We start from the raw sequence: 17,271 nt of genomic DNA, 5'->3' as shown, positions 1-17,271 counted from the left end.
ACCCACATGCACCTCACGGCTTGTCGTTGATGTGATCCACGAGCTGCACGATCGTCTCGGGGCGCTCGGTGGCGACCGTCTTCAGCCACATGCCGGTCGTCACGTCGCCGATGAGCAGCGTCGAGGTGTGCTCGTCCGGCTTCTTCGTGAGCCCGCCGAGGCGCCCGAGGACCTTCTCCACGTTGTCCGGGGTCCCGGTCAGGAAGCGCCAGCCGTCGCCCGCGCTGAACTTGGCGGCGAACCGCTTGAGCACCTTCGGCGTGTCGTTCACGGGGTCGACGGTGATCGTGAGGATCGCGACCTCCTTGCCGGCGCGCTTGCCGAGCAGGGCCTGCACGCGCGCGAGGTTCGCCGCCATCGTCGGGCACGCGCCCTTGCACGAGGTGAAGGCGAAGTGGATGAGGACCTTCCGGCCGCGCAGGAGGTCGGTGTAGAAGCGCCGCGCGCGCCCGTCCTGATCGATGAGCTCCGTGTCGGTGAAGTACGCCGCGGCCGCGGCGTCGTCGCGGGCGGGCGAGCCGCCGATCCGGGCGCGGGTCCGGTCCGGCACAGGCTCCGCGGCCGGGCTCGCGCACGGCAGCGCGAGCGCGAGCGCCGCCGCGAGCAGGGGCGCGGCGCGCCTCATCGCCCGCCTCCCGCCGCCGGCGCGGCGCCGGGCGAGCCGGCGTGGAGATCGACGAACGGCAGCGCGCCGAGCGGGGCGTTGCGCGACTCGGCCTCCACCAGGAAGCGGTAGTGGCCGGGCTCGGGGGGCGTGAACGTCACCGAGAAGGCGCCGTCCGGCTCGGCGCGGGGCCGCACGATGTCTCGGAAGCCGACCGGGAACTGGAAGATCATGACATTCATCTCCTTGGCTTCGAGGGGAGGCGCCGAGGCCTTCGGCCTCGCGTGGAAGCGCAGCGTCGCCGGCTTCGAGACCTCGATATCGATGCTGCCGTCGAAGAGCGGCTCGACGGTGAGCCCGGGCGAGCGGTCCTCGGCCGGGACGGCCGACGGCGCGACGGTCCCCTCGAGGCACGCGGCGACGCGGCGGCCGCCGAGCAGGAGCTCGACATCGTACGCGCCCTCGTCGCCGAGCCGGACCGTGGTGGCGTACACGCCGGGCTGCACCTCCTTGAGCGAGCGATCCTCGATGAGCGCCGCGCGGGGCTCGCGCCCGTAGTTCGAGAGCGTGCCCATCGGCGCCATCATGCCCTCGACGTAGTAGTAAAGGGCCTTGTCGGCCGGGCTCGCGACGATGGCGCCGTTGCCTTCGGGCACGACGGCGAACGGCGCGGCGCTCCCGGCGCCGTTCGCCGTCCGGGGTGCCCCCTGGCCGACCTGGACCTCGACGACCGCCGGCTTGCCGGGCCGCTCCAGGGAGGGCAGCTCGACGAGCGAGACCCTGCTTTCGCCGAGGTTTCTCACGTAGGCGAACGTCTTCGTGAAGGTGATCGCGTCGGGGCTCGCGAACCCGGCGAGCGTGTGCGCGAGCGCTCCCACGGAGGCGTCGAGGATCGACACCTCGCCCTTGGCGGGGTTCAGCGCGAAGGCGAAGCGGCCGCCCGGCGCGAACTGGATCGCGCTGACGCCGGCCTTCACCGCGATACGGCCGGCGACGGCGCGGCGCTCGGCGTCGAGGATCACGACCTCGCCCTTGGCCTCGTTCGCCACGTAGACGGCGCCGGCGGCGTCGCTCGCCGCGACGGCGGCGGCCCCCTCGCCGATCTCGATCTCGGCGACGGGCTCGAGCGTGCCGGTGTCCACGGCCGTGACGGCGCCGGCGTCGCGGCTCGTGATCCAGGCGGTGCGCCCGCCGTGCGAGAAGGCGATCTCGTGATGTCCGGCGCCGACGCTCAGCGTCTTCAGCACCTCCGCCACGCGCGCGTCGACGACGCTGACCGTCCCGTCGCCGTCGTTGCCTACCCACACGGTGCGCCCGTCCGGCGCCACCGCGATGCGCATCGGCGCCGCGCCGACAGGCACGTTGGCCGCCACCAGGCTGCGCCTCGTGTCGACGACGGCGAGGCCTCGCCCGTTCTGGAGCGTCACGTAGAGGCGGCTCCCGTCCGGGTGGAGCGCGACCGACGTGGAGCCGGCCGCGAGCGTGACGAGGCTGCGCAGCTTGCTCCGATTGAACGCGAGCTGCGGGTTGATGACCGACAGCGTGTTGTCCTCGTTCTGGGTCCACAGCAGGTAAGCGTTCATGTCCACGTCGGGGCGGACGGCGATGAGCCCGCCCATGAAGCTCTTGATCTTCTCCTGGCACCCCGCCTCGTCGGGCGGCGCCCCCGCGCGCCTCGTCATCCACGCGAGCGGCGACAGGTCGCGCGCGGGCGCGCCCGTGGCAGCGTCGGTGATCGTGAAGACGGCCGTCGCGTCGGAGCGCGCCTCCGGGCGCCCTCCGGCGCCGTGGAGCGGCCGGAGCTCGAAGGCGATCGACAGCCCATCTCGCTCGACCCGGCTCACGTCCGGACCTGGTTCGCCTTCACCGCGGGCCTCGACGGGGGCCGGGGCCGGATCGGGGGGTGGGGGAGGCGGCTCCCGCCGGCCGCAGGCCAGCGCCACGACGGCGCCGAGGAGCCCTGCGGCCCGCGAGAGGCGGCGCGAAGCGCTCGAGGGCCTCACGGCACCACCCGGAAGAGGCCCCAGAGCCCGTTCGCGAGCATGGGGGTCGACTGTTCGTTGTAGAGCCGGTCGCCGGTGACGAGGAGCTCCCCGCCTGCCGGGAGGAACGGGACGATATTGCGGTGTGTCATGGGTCCTATGGGGTTCTCCACGGCGAAGTTCAGCACTTCGCGGTTCTCGCCGATGCGCCGGGAGCGCTCTCCTTCGGCGAAGGGGTTGTGCGGCCACGCCGTGTTCCAGAGGCTGAACGCGTGCTGGCGCCGGTGGCCGGACGGCTGCACGAGGCGCAGGCGGACCTTCTGGACGGCGCTGGCCATGAAGATCGGCGTCACCGGGTCGCCGTGGACGCGGGAGCTGAAGATATCGCGCAGGTTCTGGCCATTGAGCGCCTCGCTCGCGACCTCGGGCGGTAGCCCGAGCCGCGCCCAGAACGGCTCGGTGCGGTAGTTGAAGGCGTCGTGGCCCGTGTCCTCCGCGTCGTCCTCGCCGTCCTGGTTCCGGAGGGCCGTGCCGCAGTTGAGCCGCGGATCGAGGCACCGGAACCGCGGGTTCCGCGAGTGCAGGCCGACCTCGTCCTGGTAGACGGCGACGAGGTCCCGGAACGAGCGCGTGGCTCCATGCTCGTCCGTGAAAACGACGTCCGCCTGGGCGTGGGTGCCCGGATCGCTGCGCCAGGCGGCGCCCTGGGGCTCGATGATGAGGGCGCCGACGGCGCCGTGCATGCCGTGGTTCACGACGTCGGCCATGTCCCTGAGGTTGATGGCGCCGTACTCGACGGCCCGGGGCTCGACGGGGCCCGACGTGCCGTCTCGCTGGGAGAGCTCGCCGGCATACCAGGTGTACTGGCGGAATTCGCCGGGGGCGACGGTCTGCCCCTCGTTGAACCCGACGTTGGCGCCGTCGTCGGTCCTGACGTCGTAGGCGACGAGCTGCGGGTGGAGCGAGACGTGGTTCGAGGGCCGCACCTGGTTCGTGTTGAAGCCGTCGACGATCGGCGGGCTGTAGTTCCAGTGCGGCGTCTTGGGCAGCTCGAAGGGCAGGTCGTTCACGAGCGTGACCTGGATGCAATCGCCGGCGGCGGCGCGCAGGATGAGCGGCTCCGGGGCCCGGCGCCCGGCGCGGAGATCGGGCAGATCCTCGGCGCGGACGAACAGGATGGCGTCGGGGTCGTGGAGATCGAACACCTCGTTGTAGATGAGGCGGCCGCCTGGCAGGTTGCCCTTCGCGGTGATCGCGTGGACGACATACCTTGTGACCGGCGCGCTCGCCGGGCAGGTCTCGAAGCCTCGCTGCGCGCGCGGTATCCAGCTCGGGTGCGAGGGCAGCGGCAAGAGGCCCGGCGCGCCGTGCGGCCTCACCCTGAGGAGGCCCCAGACGCCGTCCCACAGGTCGTCGGTGGGCGCGCTCTTGTAGAGGTAGTCGCCGGCGCCGATCTCGCCGAGCGCGGCGCCCGAGCCTCCGAGCCCGAACCCGAAGTGCTCGGAGATGCCGATGGGCTGACCGTTCGAGTAGCCGCTGTCCGGATCGTCGATCTCGGTGAGCCACCGCTGGCCGTGAATCGAGAAGACGTGCTGTTCCTCCTGCGCGCCCTGGATGAGGCGCACCCGGATGTCGTCTCCCTCGTTGGCGAGGAGCAGGGGCGTGAACGGGTCGCCGTGGACTCGCGAGCTGAACACGTTGTGCATCTCGCCCACCTCCCCGGGCTTCTGCCGCACGCGCCCCGTGCTGCAGTCGCGCTCGGCGATGCGGAGCGGGATCGGCTCGTTGCGGTAATTCATGAGCTGTCCGCCGGGGTCGCGCGCCGAGATCACCTCCGGGGCGAAGATTTCGCGGTGGTCGACCGCGAGCGGGAGCGGCGCTTCCTCCGTGGTCGGCGGGTTCACCGGCCGCCCGCACTCGTCGAAGAGGAGGGCAAAGTCGGCGAGCGCGAGGTTGAACTCCCGGAACGGCGCGAGCGAGGAGCCGCTCGGCGGGAGGATGTCCGCGCGGAAGCTCGTGGGCCCGCCGTCGGCGCGCGAGCCGAACACGACGCCGGTCTCCGGATCGCGCCAGACCGAGCCGCGCGGCTCGATGATGAGGGCCAGGTAGAGGCCGTGCTGCTGGTGCGACGAGGGACCGAAATGGTCGTGGGACAGCACGGTGTTGAGGGTGCGCTCCACGTTCTGCTGGTTTAAGATCGGATCGGCCCACCAGCGCTGAACGGTGGTCTGCAGCCCGAGCACCGGGCTGTAGATGCGCGGGTGCGGCCGCGGGGTCAGCGCGACGCGCGCGCCGTGCTCGCTCAGCGTGCCGTCGGCGGCGAGGGCGCCGCCGAGGGCGTTGGCCGCCTCGATGCGCTGCACGACCTCCTGGGCCGCGAACGTGCCGTCCTCGTAGTTGAAGCCGTTGGCGCCGCCGTCGGCGGAGGTGATGTCGAACTTCACGAGGTGGATGTGCTGGCCGATGGTGTCGGTGGGCGTGAAGATCTGGAACGGGTCCTCTTTCAGCGCGTCCGGCATGAGGTTCGTCGTCTCCGAGACGACGCATTCCCCCGAGTTGGCGCGGAAGAACAGCGGCTCAGGAGGCCTGACGCCCGACAGGGTCGCGTGGATGTCGTCCTCGAGGACCATGAGGCGCATCTGGGCGTCGTGCCATCCGCGCCCGTTGACCACGCCGTCGATCTGGACGAACGCGCTGCGGTACCTGCGCTCCGGTGTCCCCTGCGGGCAGGGGTTCGTGTAGAACGCGCCCGGCGCCGGCGGCTGGCCGTTGACGGCGAACTGCGACAGAGCGCCCTCCGGCGTGAACGCAGGATAGACGCTCGTGGGGAATCCACCGCTCATGACGGGTCGCGCCCCCGGGAACCGGCCGGAGTGGAACGCCTGAGCCGACAGCTCGAAGGGGGTCCCTTCCTGGGGGAGCAGCTTGAGGTTGGCCGCCTCGAGCGCCACATCGAACCTGCCGCGCTCGCCGAGCACCGCGCCGTCCGGCGGCACGCTGGTGACGACGTGGCGCGGGAGCCCGCCGTCGGCGGCGAGGTCGAGCGGCGGCTGAGGGGCCCTGTGGCCTTCCAGGGCAGCGATGTAGAACGGATACCCCGGCATGGGCGGACGCGTCGCGATCGCGCCGTCGGGGAGCTGCACGGCGGTGGACGCGTAGGTCGGCATGGGCGGCATCGCGAGCTCGGGGATCGGCACGACGGCGGGCGTGGGCGTCCCGTGCTTGATCTCGCCGTCGGGAAGGAACCGGTCGCGCGTGCCGGCCTCGAAGACATCGTGGTTGCGGAGGAGCCCCCACATACCCTGCGCGAAGTGAGGATAGAGGTGGCAGTGGAAGATCGCGTCTCCGGCGCCCAGGGAAAGGCCGCCAGCCCGGCCGATGTTGTAGGTGAAGGCGCCGCCCGGGCCGATGCTCTGCGAGTCGATCGTGCTGCCGTTGTCGTTGTTCGGCGCCCGTAGCCACTGGTGGGCGTGCAGGTGGAAGACGTGGGTCTCCTTCGGCCCTGCGTGGAGGTTCCTGAACCAGACGGGGTCGCCGAGGTACGCGTGCTGGACGTTCGAGGGGTCGTCGGGGAACAGCGCCTGGTTCGCGTTACGGTTCCTGTCCCGCTCGACGATCATCGCCGGATCCCCGTTGGGCCAGGAGCTCAGGAAGAACTCCTCGAACCTGCACTCGATACACTCCTTGCTGGGGCCGAGCCTCGCCCGGTTGGCGAGGAGAATGGCGCCGAACCCGGAGGCGCCGTAGTTGATCCCGAAGCCGTCCCGCACGCCGTGGAAGGCCTCGTCCTGCTCGAGCTCCGGGAACGCCTGGACGACGTTCAGCTCGTCGTGGAACAGGACCGTGAGCTCGCGGAAGCGGCCCGGAATCAGCGGGGGCGCACCGTCCAGCTGGCTCGCCTGGTAGCCGGCGATGATCGCGTTGAGATCGCCGTGCACGATCTCGTCGCGATCGTTGATCATCCTGAGGATCGGCTCGCCGTGCCCGTCCAGAGCGTCGTAGTCGAGCCTGGGTGTCCCGTCGGGGTTCGGCGTGGGCAGCGAGGCGGCCGCGAGCTCCTCGGCCGTGACCTGCGACCGGTACGCGACCGCCCACGGGGGCTCGACGTGGACCGCGCCGAACAGCCCCTGGACGATCTGCCCGCCGTTCCCCTGGCCGCCGGCCATGGCGCCGGTGCTGTGCATGAGGAACGTCCCCTCCCGGTTGGCGAAGAGCTCGTAGACGCGCGTCTCGCCGGGCTCGGCGAGGGAGTCTGGGCTCCGCCCGACGTTGCCGCCGAGCGACTCGATGTTCGCGACGTCGAGCCCCGTGACGTGCACGGACGCGCTCCTTGTCCTGGGAGAGTCGTCCGGACGCCTCCCCGGCGCGAGCAGGTTGGTGAACCTGATCTTCAGGCTGTCGCCGACGTTCACGCGCAGCACGAGCGGCCTGGGTCGCTTGCCCGGGCGCAACCTCGCGTTGCCCGGGCCGAGCGGCTCATCCGGCCGGATGGGCACGACATCCCGCTTGAGCGCGTAGATCATCCCCGCCGGGTTGAAGGACCCGAATCGGTTGTACACGTAGACCTGATCGAGCGCGACGACATCGGCGTATACGGTCCTGCCGCTCGCCCGCGCGCCGTGAACCCCCGACTCGGCCGCCAGGTCCGCGGTCTCGCCCTCGGCCGGCGGAGCGCCTTCGTCGGCGCAACCCGCGAGCCCGAGCACCACCGCAGCCCAGCCGAGAGCTCCGAGCAGCCTGTTCGAAATCAAGGTTCCTCTCCTCGGCATGCCCCACCTGCACGCCTGGCTTCGGACATCGAGCATGTCCCACGCGCACCCACAGGAGATTGGAGCGTGACCGTCCCCGAGATCGGCCGAAACCATCAGTCTGTATTGTGGCTCACAAATCTGTCGGCGCACCCTATCGGGGTCAATGGATTTCGCCGCTCAGGCCGGCATCTCCCGCGAACAGAGCGAACTTGATGTCGAGCTCGGGTGGAGACGAGAGATCCGGCGCGTACGAAACCGTGTGTCTCGGCGAGAGCTCGTTGGACCGGCTCGCGTGCGGGCTTCCCGTGTCCCGCGTCTGCACGGCGCCGCGCCGGCGTGGAGGAGGCCGCCTCCGCCGAGCGCCGGCCGGCGCCATGGTAGGCTGAATGGATCAGCGATCGGCGGGAGCCGGCGTGAGGAAGGCGGTCACGGGGTCTACCGCGTCACCCGGAAGATGCCCCAGAGCCCGTCCGAGACCTTGAAGCTCGGCTGATCGAGGTAGAGCCGATCGCCGGGGACGGCGAACCTCCCGCCGGCTCCGGAGAACGGAACCAGGTTGTGGTGCGTCATGGCGCTGATCGGGGCCTCGACTCCGATGTTCAGCACCTCCGGGTTCTCACCGATGCGGCGGGAGCGCTCCCCCTCGGCGAACGGGTTGTGCGGCCACTGCGCGCCCCAGAGGCTGAAGGCGTGCTGGCGCCGGTGGCCGGACGGCTGCACGATGCGCACGCGCACCTTCTGTGTGGCGTGGGCCGTGAAGATCGGCGTCGCCGGGTCGCCGTGGACGCGGGAGCTGAAGATGTCGCTCAGGTCCTTCTCGTTGAGCAGCTCCCTCGCGAGCTCGGGCCTGATCCCGAGCCGCGCCCAGAACGGCTCGGTGCGGTAGTTGAAGGCCTCGTGGCCCGTGTCCTCCGAGTCGTCCTCGCCGTCGTAGTTCCGGATGGCGGTACCGCAGTTGAGACCCGGATCGAGGCACTGGAACCGCGGGTCGCCCGAGTGCAAGGCGACCTCGTCCTGGTAGACGAGCACGTGCTCCCGGAACGAGCGCGTGTACCCGTAGTAATCCTTGAAGGTGACCTCCGCCTGCGCGTGGGTGCCCGGATCGGTGCGCCATGTGGCGCCCTGGGGCTCGATGATGAGGGCGCCGACGGCGCCGTGCATGCCGTGGTTCACGACGTCGGCCATGTCCCTGAGGTTGATGGCGCCGTACTCGACGGCCCGGGGCTCGACGGGGCCCCACCTGCCGTCCTTCTGGGAAAACTCGCCAGCATACCACGTGTACTCGCGGGAGTCGCCGGGGGCGACGGTCTGCTCCTCGTTGAACCCGACGTTGGCGCCGTCGTCGGTCCTGACGTCGTAGGCGACGAGCTGCGGGTGGAGCGAGACGTGGTTGGACGGCCTGACCTGGTTCGTGTTGAAGCCGTCGACGATCGGCGGGCTGTAGTTCCAGTGCGGCGTCTTGGGCAGCTGGATCGGCAGCTCGTTGACGAGCGTGACCTGGATGCAGTCGCCGGCCGCGGCGCGCAGGATGAGCGGCTCCGGGGCGAGGCGCCCGGCGCGGAGGTCGGGCAGATCCTCGTCGCGGACGAACAGGATGGCGTCGGGGTCGTAGAGATCGAACTTCTTGTTGTAGGTGAGGCGATCGCCGGGCAGGTTGCCTTTCGCGGTGATCGCGTGGACGACATAGCTCGTCACGGGCGCGCCCTCCGGGCAGGTCGGGAAGCGCCGCATCCCGCGCGGCGCGCCCGGCGATTCGGGCAAGGGCAGCAGGGCCGGGTCGCTCCGCGGCCGCACCCTCATGATCCCCCAGATCCCGTCCCACAGGTCGTCGGTGGTCGCGCTCTGGTAGAGGTAATCGCCGGGGCCGCTGTCGCCCCGCGCGGACACCGGGGGCGTGAGCCCGAACTCGAAGTGCTCGGAGAGGCCGATGGGCTGACCGTTCGAGTAGCCGCTGTCCGGATCGCTGAACTCCTTGAACCACCTCTGTCCGTGGACCGTGAAGACGTGCTGTTCCTCCTGCGCGCCCTGGATGAGGCGCACCCGGATGTCGTCGCCCTCGTGCGCCGAGAGCACGGGCGTGTACGGATCGCCGTGGACGTGGGAGCTGAACACGTTGTGCATCTCGCCCTCTTCGCCCCGCTTCTGTTTCACGCGGCCCGTCCTGCAGTCGCGCTCGGCGATGCGCAGCGGGATCGGCTCGTTGCGGTAGTTCATGAGCCCGCCGCCGGGATCGGCCGCGGAGATCACCTCCGGCGCGAGGACGTCGCGGTGGTCGACCGCGAGCGGGAGCGGGGCCTCCTGCGTGGTCGGCGGGTTCACCGGATCGTCGCACTCGTCGTAGAGCAGGGCGAAGTCGGCGAGCGCGAGGTTGTACTCGCGGAACGGCCGCTGCGTCGAGCCGTCCGGCGGGAGGATGTCGGCGCGGAAGCTCGTGGGCCCGCCGTCGGCGCGGGAGCCGAACACGGTCCCGGTCTCCGGGTCACGCCAGACCGAGCCGGTCGGCTCGATGACGAGGGCCAGGTAGAGGCCGTGCTGCTGGTGCGACGAGGGGCTGAAATGGTCGTGCGAGAAGGAGGTGTTGAGGGTGCGATCCTGGTTCTGCTGGTTCACCACCTGATTGGCCCACCAGCGCTGCGTCGTGGTCTGCAGGCCGAGCACCTTGCTGTGGATGCGCGGGTGCGGCCGCGCGGTCAGCGCGACGCGGGCGCCGCGCTCCTTGACCGAGCCGTCGGCGGCCAGGGCGCCGCCGCGGTTGTTGGCCGCCGCGATGCGCTGGACCACCTCCTGCGGCGCGAACGTCCCGTCCTCGTAGTTGAACCCGTTGGCCGAGCCGTCCGAAGAGGTGACGTCGAACTTCACGAGGTGAATGTGCTGGCCGGCGGTATCGGTCGGCGAGAAGATCTGGAACGCGTCCTGTGCCAGCGCGTCGGGCATGACGTTCGTCGCCTCGGAGACGACGCACTCCCCCGAGTTGGCGCGGATGAACAGCGGCTCCGGCGGCCGGGCGCCCGACAGGGTGGCCTCGATGTCGTCCTCGAGGACCATCATGCGCATCTGCGGGTCGTGCCACCCGCGCTTGTTGACCACGCCGTCGAGCTGGATGAAGGCGCTCCGGTACGTGCGCTCCGGCGTGTTCGGGGGGCAGGGGTTCGCGTAGGCCGCGCCCGGCGCCGGCGGCTGGCCGTTGACGGCGAACTGCGACGGCTCGCCCTCGGGCGTGAACGCCGGATAGGCCTTCGCGGGGAACCCGTCCGTCGTCGTGATGGACGTGGCCCCCGGGAACCTGCCGGAATGGAAGTCCTGAGCCGCTCGCTCCTTGGGGGTCCCTTCCTCGGGGAGCAGCTTGAGGTTGGCCTCCTCGAGGTCCACATCGAACCTGCCGCGCCTGCCGAACACCGCGCCGCCCGGCGGCACGCTGGTGATGACGTGGCGCGGGAGCCCGCCGTCGACGGCCATGTCGAGCGGCGGTTGAGAAGCCCTGTGGCCCTCCAGGGCAGCGATGTAGAACGGATACCCCGGCATCGCCTTCCGCACCTCCTTGCCGCCGCCGGGGACCTCCACGACGGTGGGCTTGTAGGTCGGCATGGGCGGCATCCCGAGCCCCGGGATCGGCACGACGGCGGGCGTGGGCGTCCCGTCCTTGATCTCGCCGTCCGGCAGGAACCGGTCGCGCGTGCCGGCCTCGAAGACATCGTGGTTTCGGAGGAGCCCCCACATGCCCTGCGTGAAGTGGGGATAAAGGTGGCAGTGGAAGATCGCGTCGCCGGGCGTCAGGATGCGGTTGCCGGCCCTGTTGATGTTGTAGGTGAAGGCCGCGCCCGGGCCGATGCTCTGCGAGTCCAGGGTGATGCCGTTGTCGTTGTTCGGGGCCTTCTGCCACTGGTGCGCGTGGAGGTGGAAGACGTGCGTCTCCTTCGGCCCTGCGTGGAGGTTCCTGAACCAGACGGGGTCGCCGAGGTACGCGTGATGGACGTTCGAGGGGTCGTCCGGGAACAGCGCCCGTTTCGCCTTACCGCGCCTGTCCCGCTCGACGAGCATCGCCGGGTCGCCGTTGGGCCAGGAGCTCAGGAAGAACTCCTCGAACTTGCACTCGACACACTCCTTGCTGGGGCCGAGCCTCGCCCGGTTGGCGAGGAGGATGGATCCGAACCCGGAGGCGCCGTAGTTGATCCCGAAGCCGTCGCGCACGCCGTGGAAGGCCTCGTCTTGATCGAGCTCCGCGAACGCCTGGACGGCCTTCAGCTCGTCGTGGAACAGCACCGTGAGCTCGCGGAACCGGCCTCTCGCCACCGGGGATCGGCCGTCGAGCTGGCTGTCTTCGTAGCCGGCGATGATCGCGTTGAGATCGCCGTGCACGATCTCGTCATGGTCGTTGATCATCCTGAGGATCGGCTCGCCGTCCTCGTCCACCGCGTCGTAGTCGATCGTGGGCGTCCCGTCGGGGTTCGGCGCGGGCAGCGAGGCGGCCGCGAGCTCCTTGGCCGTGACCTGCGACCGGTACGGGACCGCCCCCGCGGGCTCGACGTTGACCGCGCCGAACAGCCCGAGGACGGTCTGTCCGCCGTCCCCCTCGCCGCCGGCCATCGCGCCGGCGCTGTGCATGAGGAAAGTCCCCTCCTTGTCGGCGAAGAGCTCGTAGACGCGCGTCTCGCCGGGGTCGGCGAGGGAGTCGGGCCCCCGCCCGACGTTGCCGCCGAGCGCCCTGATGTCCTTGATCTCGAGCCCGGCGACGTGCACCGATGCGCTCCTTGTCCTGGTCGAGTCGTCAGGACGTCTGTCCGCCGGCCTGAGCAGGTTGGTGAACCTGATCTTCAGGCTGTCTCCGACGTTCACGCGGAGCACGAGCGGCCTGGGTCGCTTGCCCGGGCGCAACCTCGCGTTGCCCGGGCCGAGCGGCTCGTGCGGCCGGATCGGCGCGACGTCCCGCTTGAGCGCGTAGATCATCCCCGCGGGGTTGAAGGACCCGAATCGGTTGTACACGTAGACCTGATCGAGCGCGACGACATCGGCGTATACGGTCCTGCCGCTCGTCGGATGGTCGTTCAGCTCCGAACCTGCAGATTCATGACTTTCTTCCTCGAGCGCCTCGGCGCCCGGGTCTCCGCAACCAGCGACTCCAAGCGCCACCGCAGCCCAGCCGATAGCTCTGAGCAGTCTCCGACTGATCAAGGTTGTTCTCTCCTCGGTATGCGCGTACCCGCGCGCCTCGCCCTGGACGCCGAGCGCGTCCGTGCGTCTCCACTGCGCCGGATCGCGGCCGTCCGCCGTGGACTGGCCGTGCAATCCGGAGAGCAATCCGGGTGAGCGACTTTGTGACTTTGTGAGATCGCCGTCAAATAGAATTGATCGCGTCTGGCCCGGCTCGGTCGCCCCGCGTGGATTACGAGCTTTACAGGGATCGTGTCGTCGTCCGGCACCGGGGGTGCCCGGGAGAATGGATCCCGCTGGAAGAGCGATGAGAGGTGGAATGAGAGGTGGAACAGCGGCGCGCCCTCTCGGCTCCTCGCCGCGGCGCCCGCCTCGGGGCTCGGGGAGGGGCCCTCAGGATCTTCGGGGGGGAAGCGCCCGTCTGTGACGTACTGGCCCCGCCGCTGCGCGCGGAGCCTAGCTGGCGGGGTGTTATCGGCCTTGCGGCTTCGATCAGCGGTCCACGGCGACCCTCGCGGCGCCGAGCCCGTCGATTCCGGAGCGCGCGACGAGGGTGACGAGCCCGCGCGCCGCCTCGCGGTGGAGGACACGGAACCCGTTCGCTTCGAGCCTGTCGCAGACCCAATCGGGGGAGAGCCGCAGCTTGCGGTAGAAGCTCGCTGACAGCCTCCACCGGCCGTCCTCTCGGCCGCGCGTGTGGACGAGATCGTGCACCTTGACCGTCTCCGGCTCGTACTCGAGGAAACAGGTCATGATCACGTCCGCCGAGTCGTGTACGGGGATGAACCGGTCGGCGCCCTCGAGCTCGCGGGTGAGGTCGCGAAACGTGAGCACGAGCCGGCCGCCGGGCGCGAGGCGGCGGGCGCAGCCGGCGAACATCCGCTCCACGTCGGCCTTGCTGCCCAGGTGAGGGAGCGTGTCGCCCATGCACACGGCGAGCTCGCAGGGACCTCCCGGGCGCTCCAGCGCATCGAGGAGATCCCCTCGCGCGACGTCGACGGCGAGCTGCCCGCGGCGCGAGGCGAGCTCGGCGAGGAGCCTGTCCGAGGTGTCCACCGCCGTCACCCGGAAGCCGAGCTGCGCCAGCGCGAGGGACTGAAAGCCCGAGCCGCACCCGAGGTCGATGGCCTCCGAGGCGCCCTCGGGGTGCACGCCGAGGCGCTCGAACAGCGCCCGCTGCTCGGCGACCTTGGCGTCGTAGTCCCCGAACATCCTCGAGTAATGCTCGGCGAGCAGGCTGTCGTAGTGATCGGCGACCGTGGGCATGGGCTCTCTTCCTCCGTGGTCATCCTACAGCGGCGCGGCGCGGCGCGCGTTTACGAGGCGCGCGTTTACGAGGCGCGCGCCAAGCGTACCTGGACGCACGGGGGCGCACCAGAATCGCCTGCGTTCGAAAATTTCTGTTCTGCTTTGACGGAGCCATGATATCTTGGCTGGAACGCGACTTTTACTCCGACATCGATTTTCGCGTCGGCGATGTTGGAAGGCAACGGGGATGATCCCGGAGCGATGTTGAAGAGGGAGAGGTCGCGGTGCTGTGCGCAGCTGGTTTCGTCGGACGGGTCAGAATGAGATACGGCGAGCTTGGACCGAGCACGCCGGTCGCTCGCGCGGGCCTCTCGCTCATCGAGAGCGCGCCTCGCGCGAAGCGCGCTGACCTACCCGTGGGCGGAGCCAGCCAGGCGAGCCGGAGAGTCCAGGCGAGCGGTCGAGCCGGGTAACCAGGCAGCCGGAACGAGAACGCGAGAGCGGCGGGCGAGCCAGAACAACAGGCAAGCCGGATGACCAGGCGAGCTCGGGCGAGCCGCGGTGCGCTCTTGCGTGCGCCGCTCCCCCGGGCCGATCCGCCTCGCCGAGGCGGCCAGCACCGGAGGCCGGAACCTTTGATGCGCGGGTGATGCGCGGGTGATGCACGGGTGATGCGCGGGTGATGCGCCGGTGATGCCGTGGCGGCGGTGACGCGCTCCGTGAGACAGAGAAATGAGTTGCGGAGAGTGTCAGTCTCGTGCAGGATGAGAAGTTTTATGACTGGGGAGTTTGCGGCCTCGCCGGGTGGACGAGGGCCGTGGGGTCTCATTGGAACGAAGGAGCGGAGTGCATGAAGACGGTTGTTGGTTGGCTCTCCAGGTGCTCTCGATCCCTCGTCGCGGCGGGTGCGGCCGCGCTCCTCTCTGCCATGCCGATCGCGGCCTCGGCAGAGCGCCCGGTCGGGCCGCGGCAGGCCGCGCCCGGGGGCGCGCCGGCGGCGGTCGGGGCCGCGGAGAGCGCGCCTCCGGCAGAGCTCGCCGGTTCGTCCGGTGCGGGCGAGTGGGACAGCTACTCCGTGGAGGTCTACGGCATGCTGGTCTCCCGAGCGGGGAAGGTCGCGACGCTGCTGCCGCTCGTCGCCACCACCGCGACGCCGGTCGCCGCGGGGACGAAGGCGGTGCTCTTCCGCAGGATCGGGGACCCCAAGGGCGCGAGTCCCATGAAATGGGTCGAGATCGCCAGGGTGACCATGAAGAAGATCGAGGTGACCGGCAACATGCAGCTCACCATCGACTCGGAGGAGCAGGCGCCGGCCGGGGAGAAGGGCAAGGCGCCGGGCCACTTCGTGAAGGGCGCGCGGCTCAAGCTCGCGATCCAGTAGCCCCGACCCAGTAGCCCCGACACCGCCGCTCGGCTGAGCGCGCACGCGGGCGTGCGCTCGCGCTCGGTGCCACCGCGCCGCGCGGCGGCCTTCGCGGTCGCCGTCGCCCGGGGGGGGCGGCGCGCCGTCGGCGCGGCCTGCGCGGGCCGCGGCCTGCGCGGGTGAGGCCGCCCTCCGGATCTCGCCGTCGCCGCACGACATTTTGGAACGCCGCGCCTCATCGTTGATAGAGTCGCCTTGCGGAGACGAGCGACGACGATGAACGCCCTTCGATCCTGGCTCTCGCAACTGAATCGCCCCGAGGTGACCGAGTTCGCCGTGGCCACGGGGCGCATGCCCAGCGTGAAGATCTCGGGCGCCTTCCAGGCCGTCGATCCCGGCGCCCTCTCCACCGAGGACATCCTCTCGCTCCTCAGCGCCCTCGGCGGCGGCCGCTTCATCGAGGCGCTCGGCGCGAAGCCATCGCAGTGGCACATCCGCATCGAGGGCATCGGCGCCATCTCGGTCGTCGCCGCGCGCCAGGGCGACCTCGTGCACGCCCGCATGACGCGGATGCAGCCGTCGTCCGCCGCGTCCGGGACCGCGGCCGCCGCGCCGCCGGCCCGCCCCTCGCAGCAGCTCTCCATGCGGGAGCACCTCGCGCTCGAGGAGGTGCAGCGCCCGCCGCCGCGCGATCCGGACGCGAACAGCACGAGCTCCTCCGAGATCGCGCTCGACCTCCGCGGCGCCCCGCCGCCGCCCGCCGAGCCCCGCGCCAGCCGCGCCTCGACGCCGCGCTTCGATCCGCGGGCCGATGAAGCGCCGGCCGTCGAGCGCGCCGCGCCGGCCGGCCGCGCGTCCGCGCCGCCCGCCGAGCCCCGCGCCGCCGCGCCGGCCGGCCGCGCGTCCGCGCCGCCCGCCGAGCCCCGCGCCGCCGCGCGGGCGACCGCGGCGGGCCCGCGCGCGCGGCCCTCGTCCACCGACATCCGGGCGGGCGCCCTCGACGGGCTGCTCGCCATGGCGCGCGATCAGGGGGCGAGCGATCTCCACCTCGTCGCCGGCCGCCCGCCGCTCCTGCGGGCGGGGGGCGAGCTCGTGCCGCACGGAGAGCCGCTCGACCCGGCGGCCGTCGAGTCCCTCCTGCTCCCGCGCGTCCCCGCGCGTCTCTCTCCGGTCCTCGCGACCGAGGGCTCCTGCGACTTCGCGATGGATCTCGGCGCGCTCGGCCGCTTCCGGGTCAACATCGCGCGCCACCGCCAGGGCTACAAGGGCTGCTTCCGCCTGATCGCGCGCAGCATCCCGACCCTCGCGTCGCTCGGCGTGCCCGACGCCATCGGGCTCGCCACCCGCCACCATCAGGGCCTCATCGTGATCACCGGGCCGACGGGCCACGGCAAGACCACGACGCTGACCGCGATCGTCGACATCCTGAACCGCGAGACCAGCCACCACATCATCACGGTCGAGGATCCCGTCGAGTTCGTTCACGCGCGCGGCCAGGCGATGATCAGCCAGCGCGAGGTCGGCACGCACACCCGCTCCTTCGAGAACGCGCTCAAGGCCTCGCTGCGCGAGGACCCCGACGTCATCGTCGTCGGCGAGCTCAGGGACACGGCGACGGTGCGCATGGCGCTGGCGGCGAGCGAGACGGGCCACCTCGTCCTCGGCACGATGAACACCCCGAGCGCGGCGAAGACCATCGATCGGCTGATCGATCTCTTCCCGCCCGGCGATCAGCAGCAGGTCCGCGTCACCCTCGCGGGCGGTCTCCGGCTCATCGTCAGCCAGCGGCTCCTGCCGAGCACGGACGGCAAGCGCATGGTCGCCGCCGCCGAGCTCCTGCCCGGCTCGGTCGCGCTGTGGAACCTCATCCGCGACTCCAAGACGTTCCAGATCCCGAGCCTCCAGCAGCGGGGGAAGGGCCTCGGGATCATCCGCCTCGACGACTCGCTGGCCGAGCTCGTCCGCGCCGGCAAGACCACGCTGGAGGCCGCGCTCGCGGTGGCCGAGGCGCCGGACGAGCTCGAGGCGGTCCTCGCCGGCAGGAGGCAGCCCGTGCTCGCGCCGGACAGGAGGCCTCCCGCCTCGCCTTCCGAGGCGTCGAGGCCCGCCGCCACCGAGGCGGGCAAGGGGCTGTTCGAGCGCGCGGGCGCGCTCTTCGGGAAGAAGGGAGGCTAG

At 71.0% G+C, this 17,271-nt stretch carries 7 protein-coding genes; 2 read left to right on the top strand and 5 right to left on the bottom strand.

Annotation, left to right across the window (positions count from 1 at the left end):
* Window positions 1-13: 13 nt before the first annotated feature.
* The 5 genes from WMF36_RS28890 to WMF36_RS28870 form a co-directional block, all read right to left on the bottom strand.
* Entirely contained in the window at window positions 14-625 is a 612-nt protein-coding gene (locus WMF36_RS28890) for an SCO family protein (RefSeq protein ID WP_437573988.1), read from the bottom strand.
* Window positions 622-2,607, bottom strand: a complete 1,986-nt coding sequence (locus WMF36_RS28885) for a YncE family protein (RefSeq protein WP_437573987.1) — start codon at window positions 2,605-2,607, stop codon at window positions 622-624. Before WMF36_RS28885 ends, WMF36_RS28890 begins: the two co-directional genes overlap by 4 nt.
* Entirely contained in the window at window positions 2,604-7,337 is a 4,734-nt protein-coding gene (locus tag WMF36_RS28880) for a copper oxidase (protein WP_437573986.1), read from the bottom strand. Before WMF36_RS28880 ends, WMF36_RS28885 begins: the two co-directional genes overlap by 4 nt.
* 435 nt (window positions 7,338-7,772) lie before the next feature.
* The gene (locus WMF36_RS28875) at window positions 7,773-12,464 is read right to left on the bottom strand and encodes a copper oxidase (protein WP_437573985.1); all 4,692 of its coding nucleotides are present in this window, start codon (window positions 12,462-12,464) and stop codon (window positions 7,773-7,775) included.
* A gap of 513 nt (window positions 12,465-12,977) precedes the next feature.
* Complete coding sequence (locus WMF36_RS28870) at window positions 12,978-13,751, bottom strand: class I SAM-dependent methyltransferase (RefSeq protein ID WP_437573984.1); 774 nt, start codon at window positions 13,749-13,751, stop codon at window positions 12,978-12,980.
* 832 nt (window positions 13,752-14,583) lie between these two features.
* Between WMF36_RS28870 and WMF36_RS28865 the strand changes: the two genes are divergently transcribed.
* Window positions 14,584-15,114, top strand: a complete 531-nt coding sequence (locus WMF36_RS28865; RefSeq protein WP_437573983.1) for a hypothetical protein — start codon at window positions 14,584-14,586, stop codon at window positions 15,112-15,114.
* A 258-nt stretch (window positions 15,115-15,372) separates the two neighbouring features.
* A complete protein-coding gene (locus WMF36_RS28860) occupies window positions 15,373-17,271 on the top strand; it encodes a type IV pilus twitching motility protein PilT (protein WP_437573982.1) in 1,899 nt (632 codons plus the stop codon).

It is taken from the genome of Sorangium sp. So ce887 (genome assembly GCF_051521455.1).
Taxonomy (GTDB): domain Bacteria; phylum Myxococcota_A; class Polyangia; order Polyangiales; family Polyangiaceae; genus Sorangium.
Note: the sequence above shows the minus strand (reverse complement) of the source record. Positions and strands in the feature narration are given on the sequence as shown.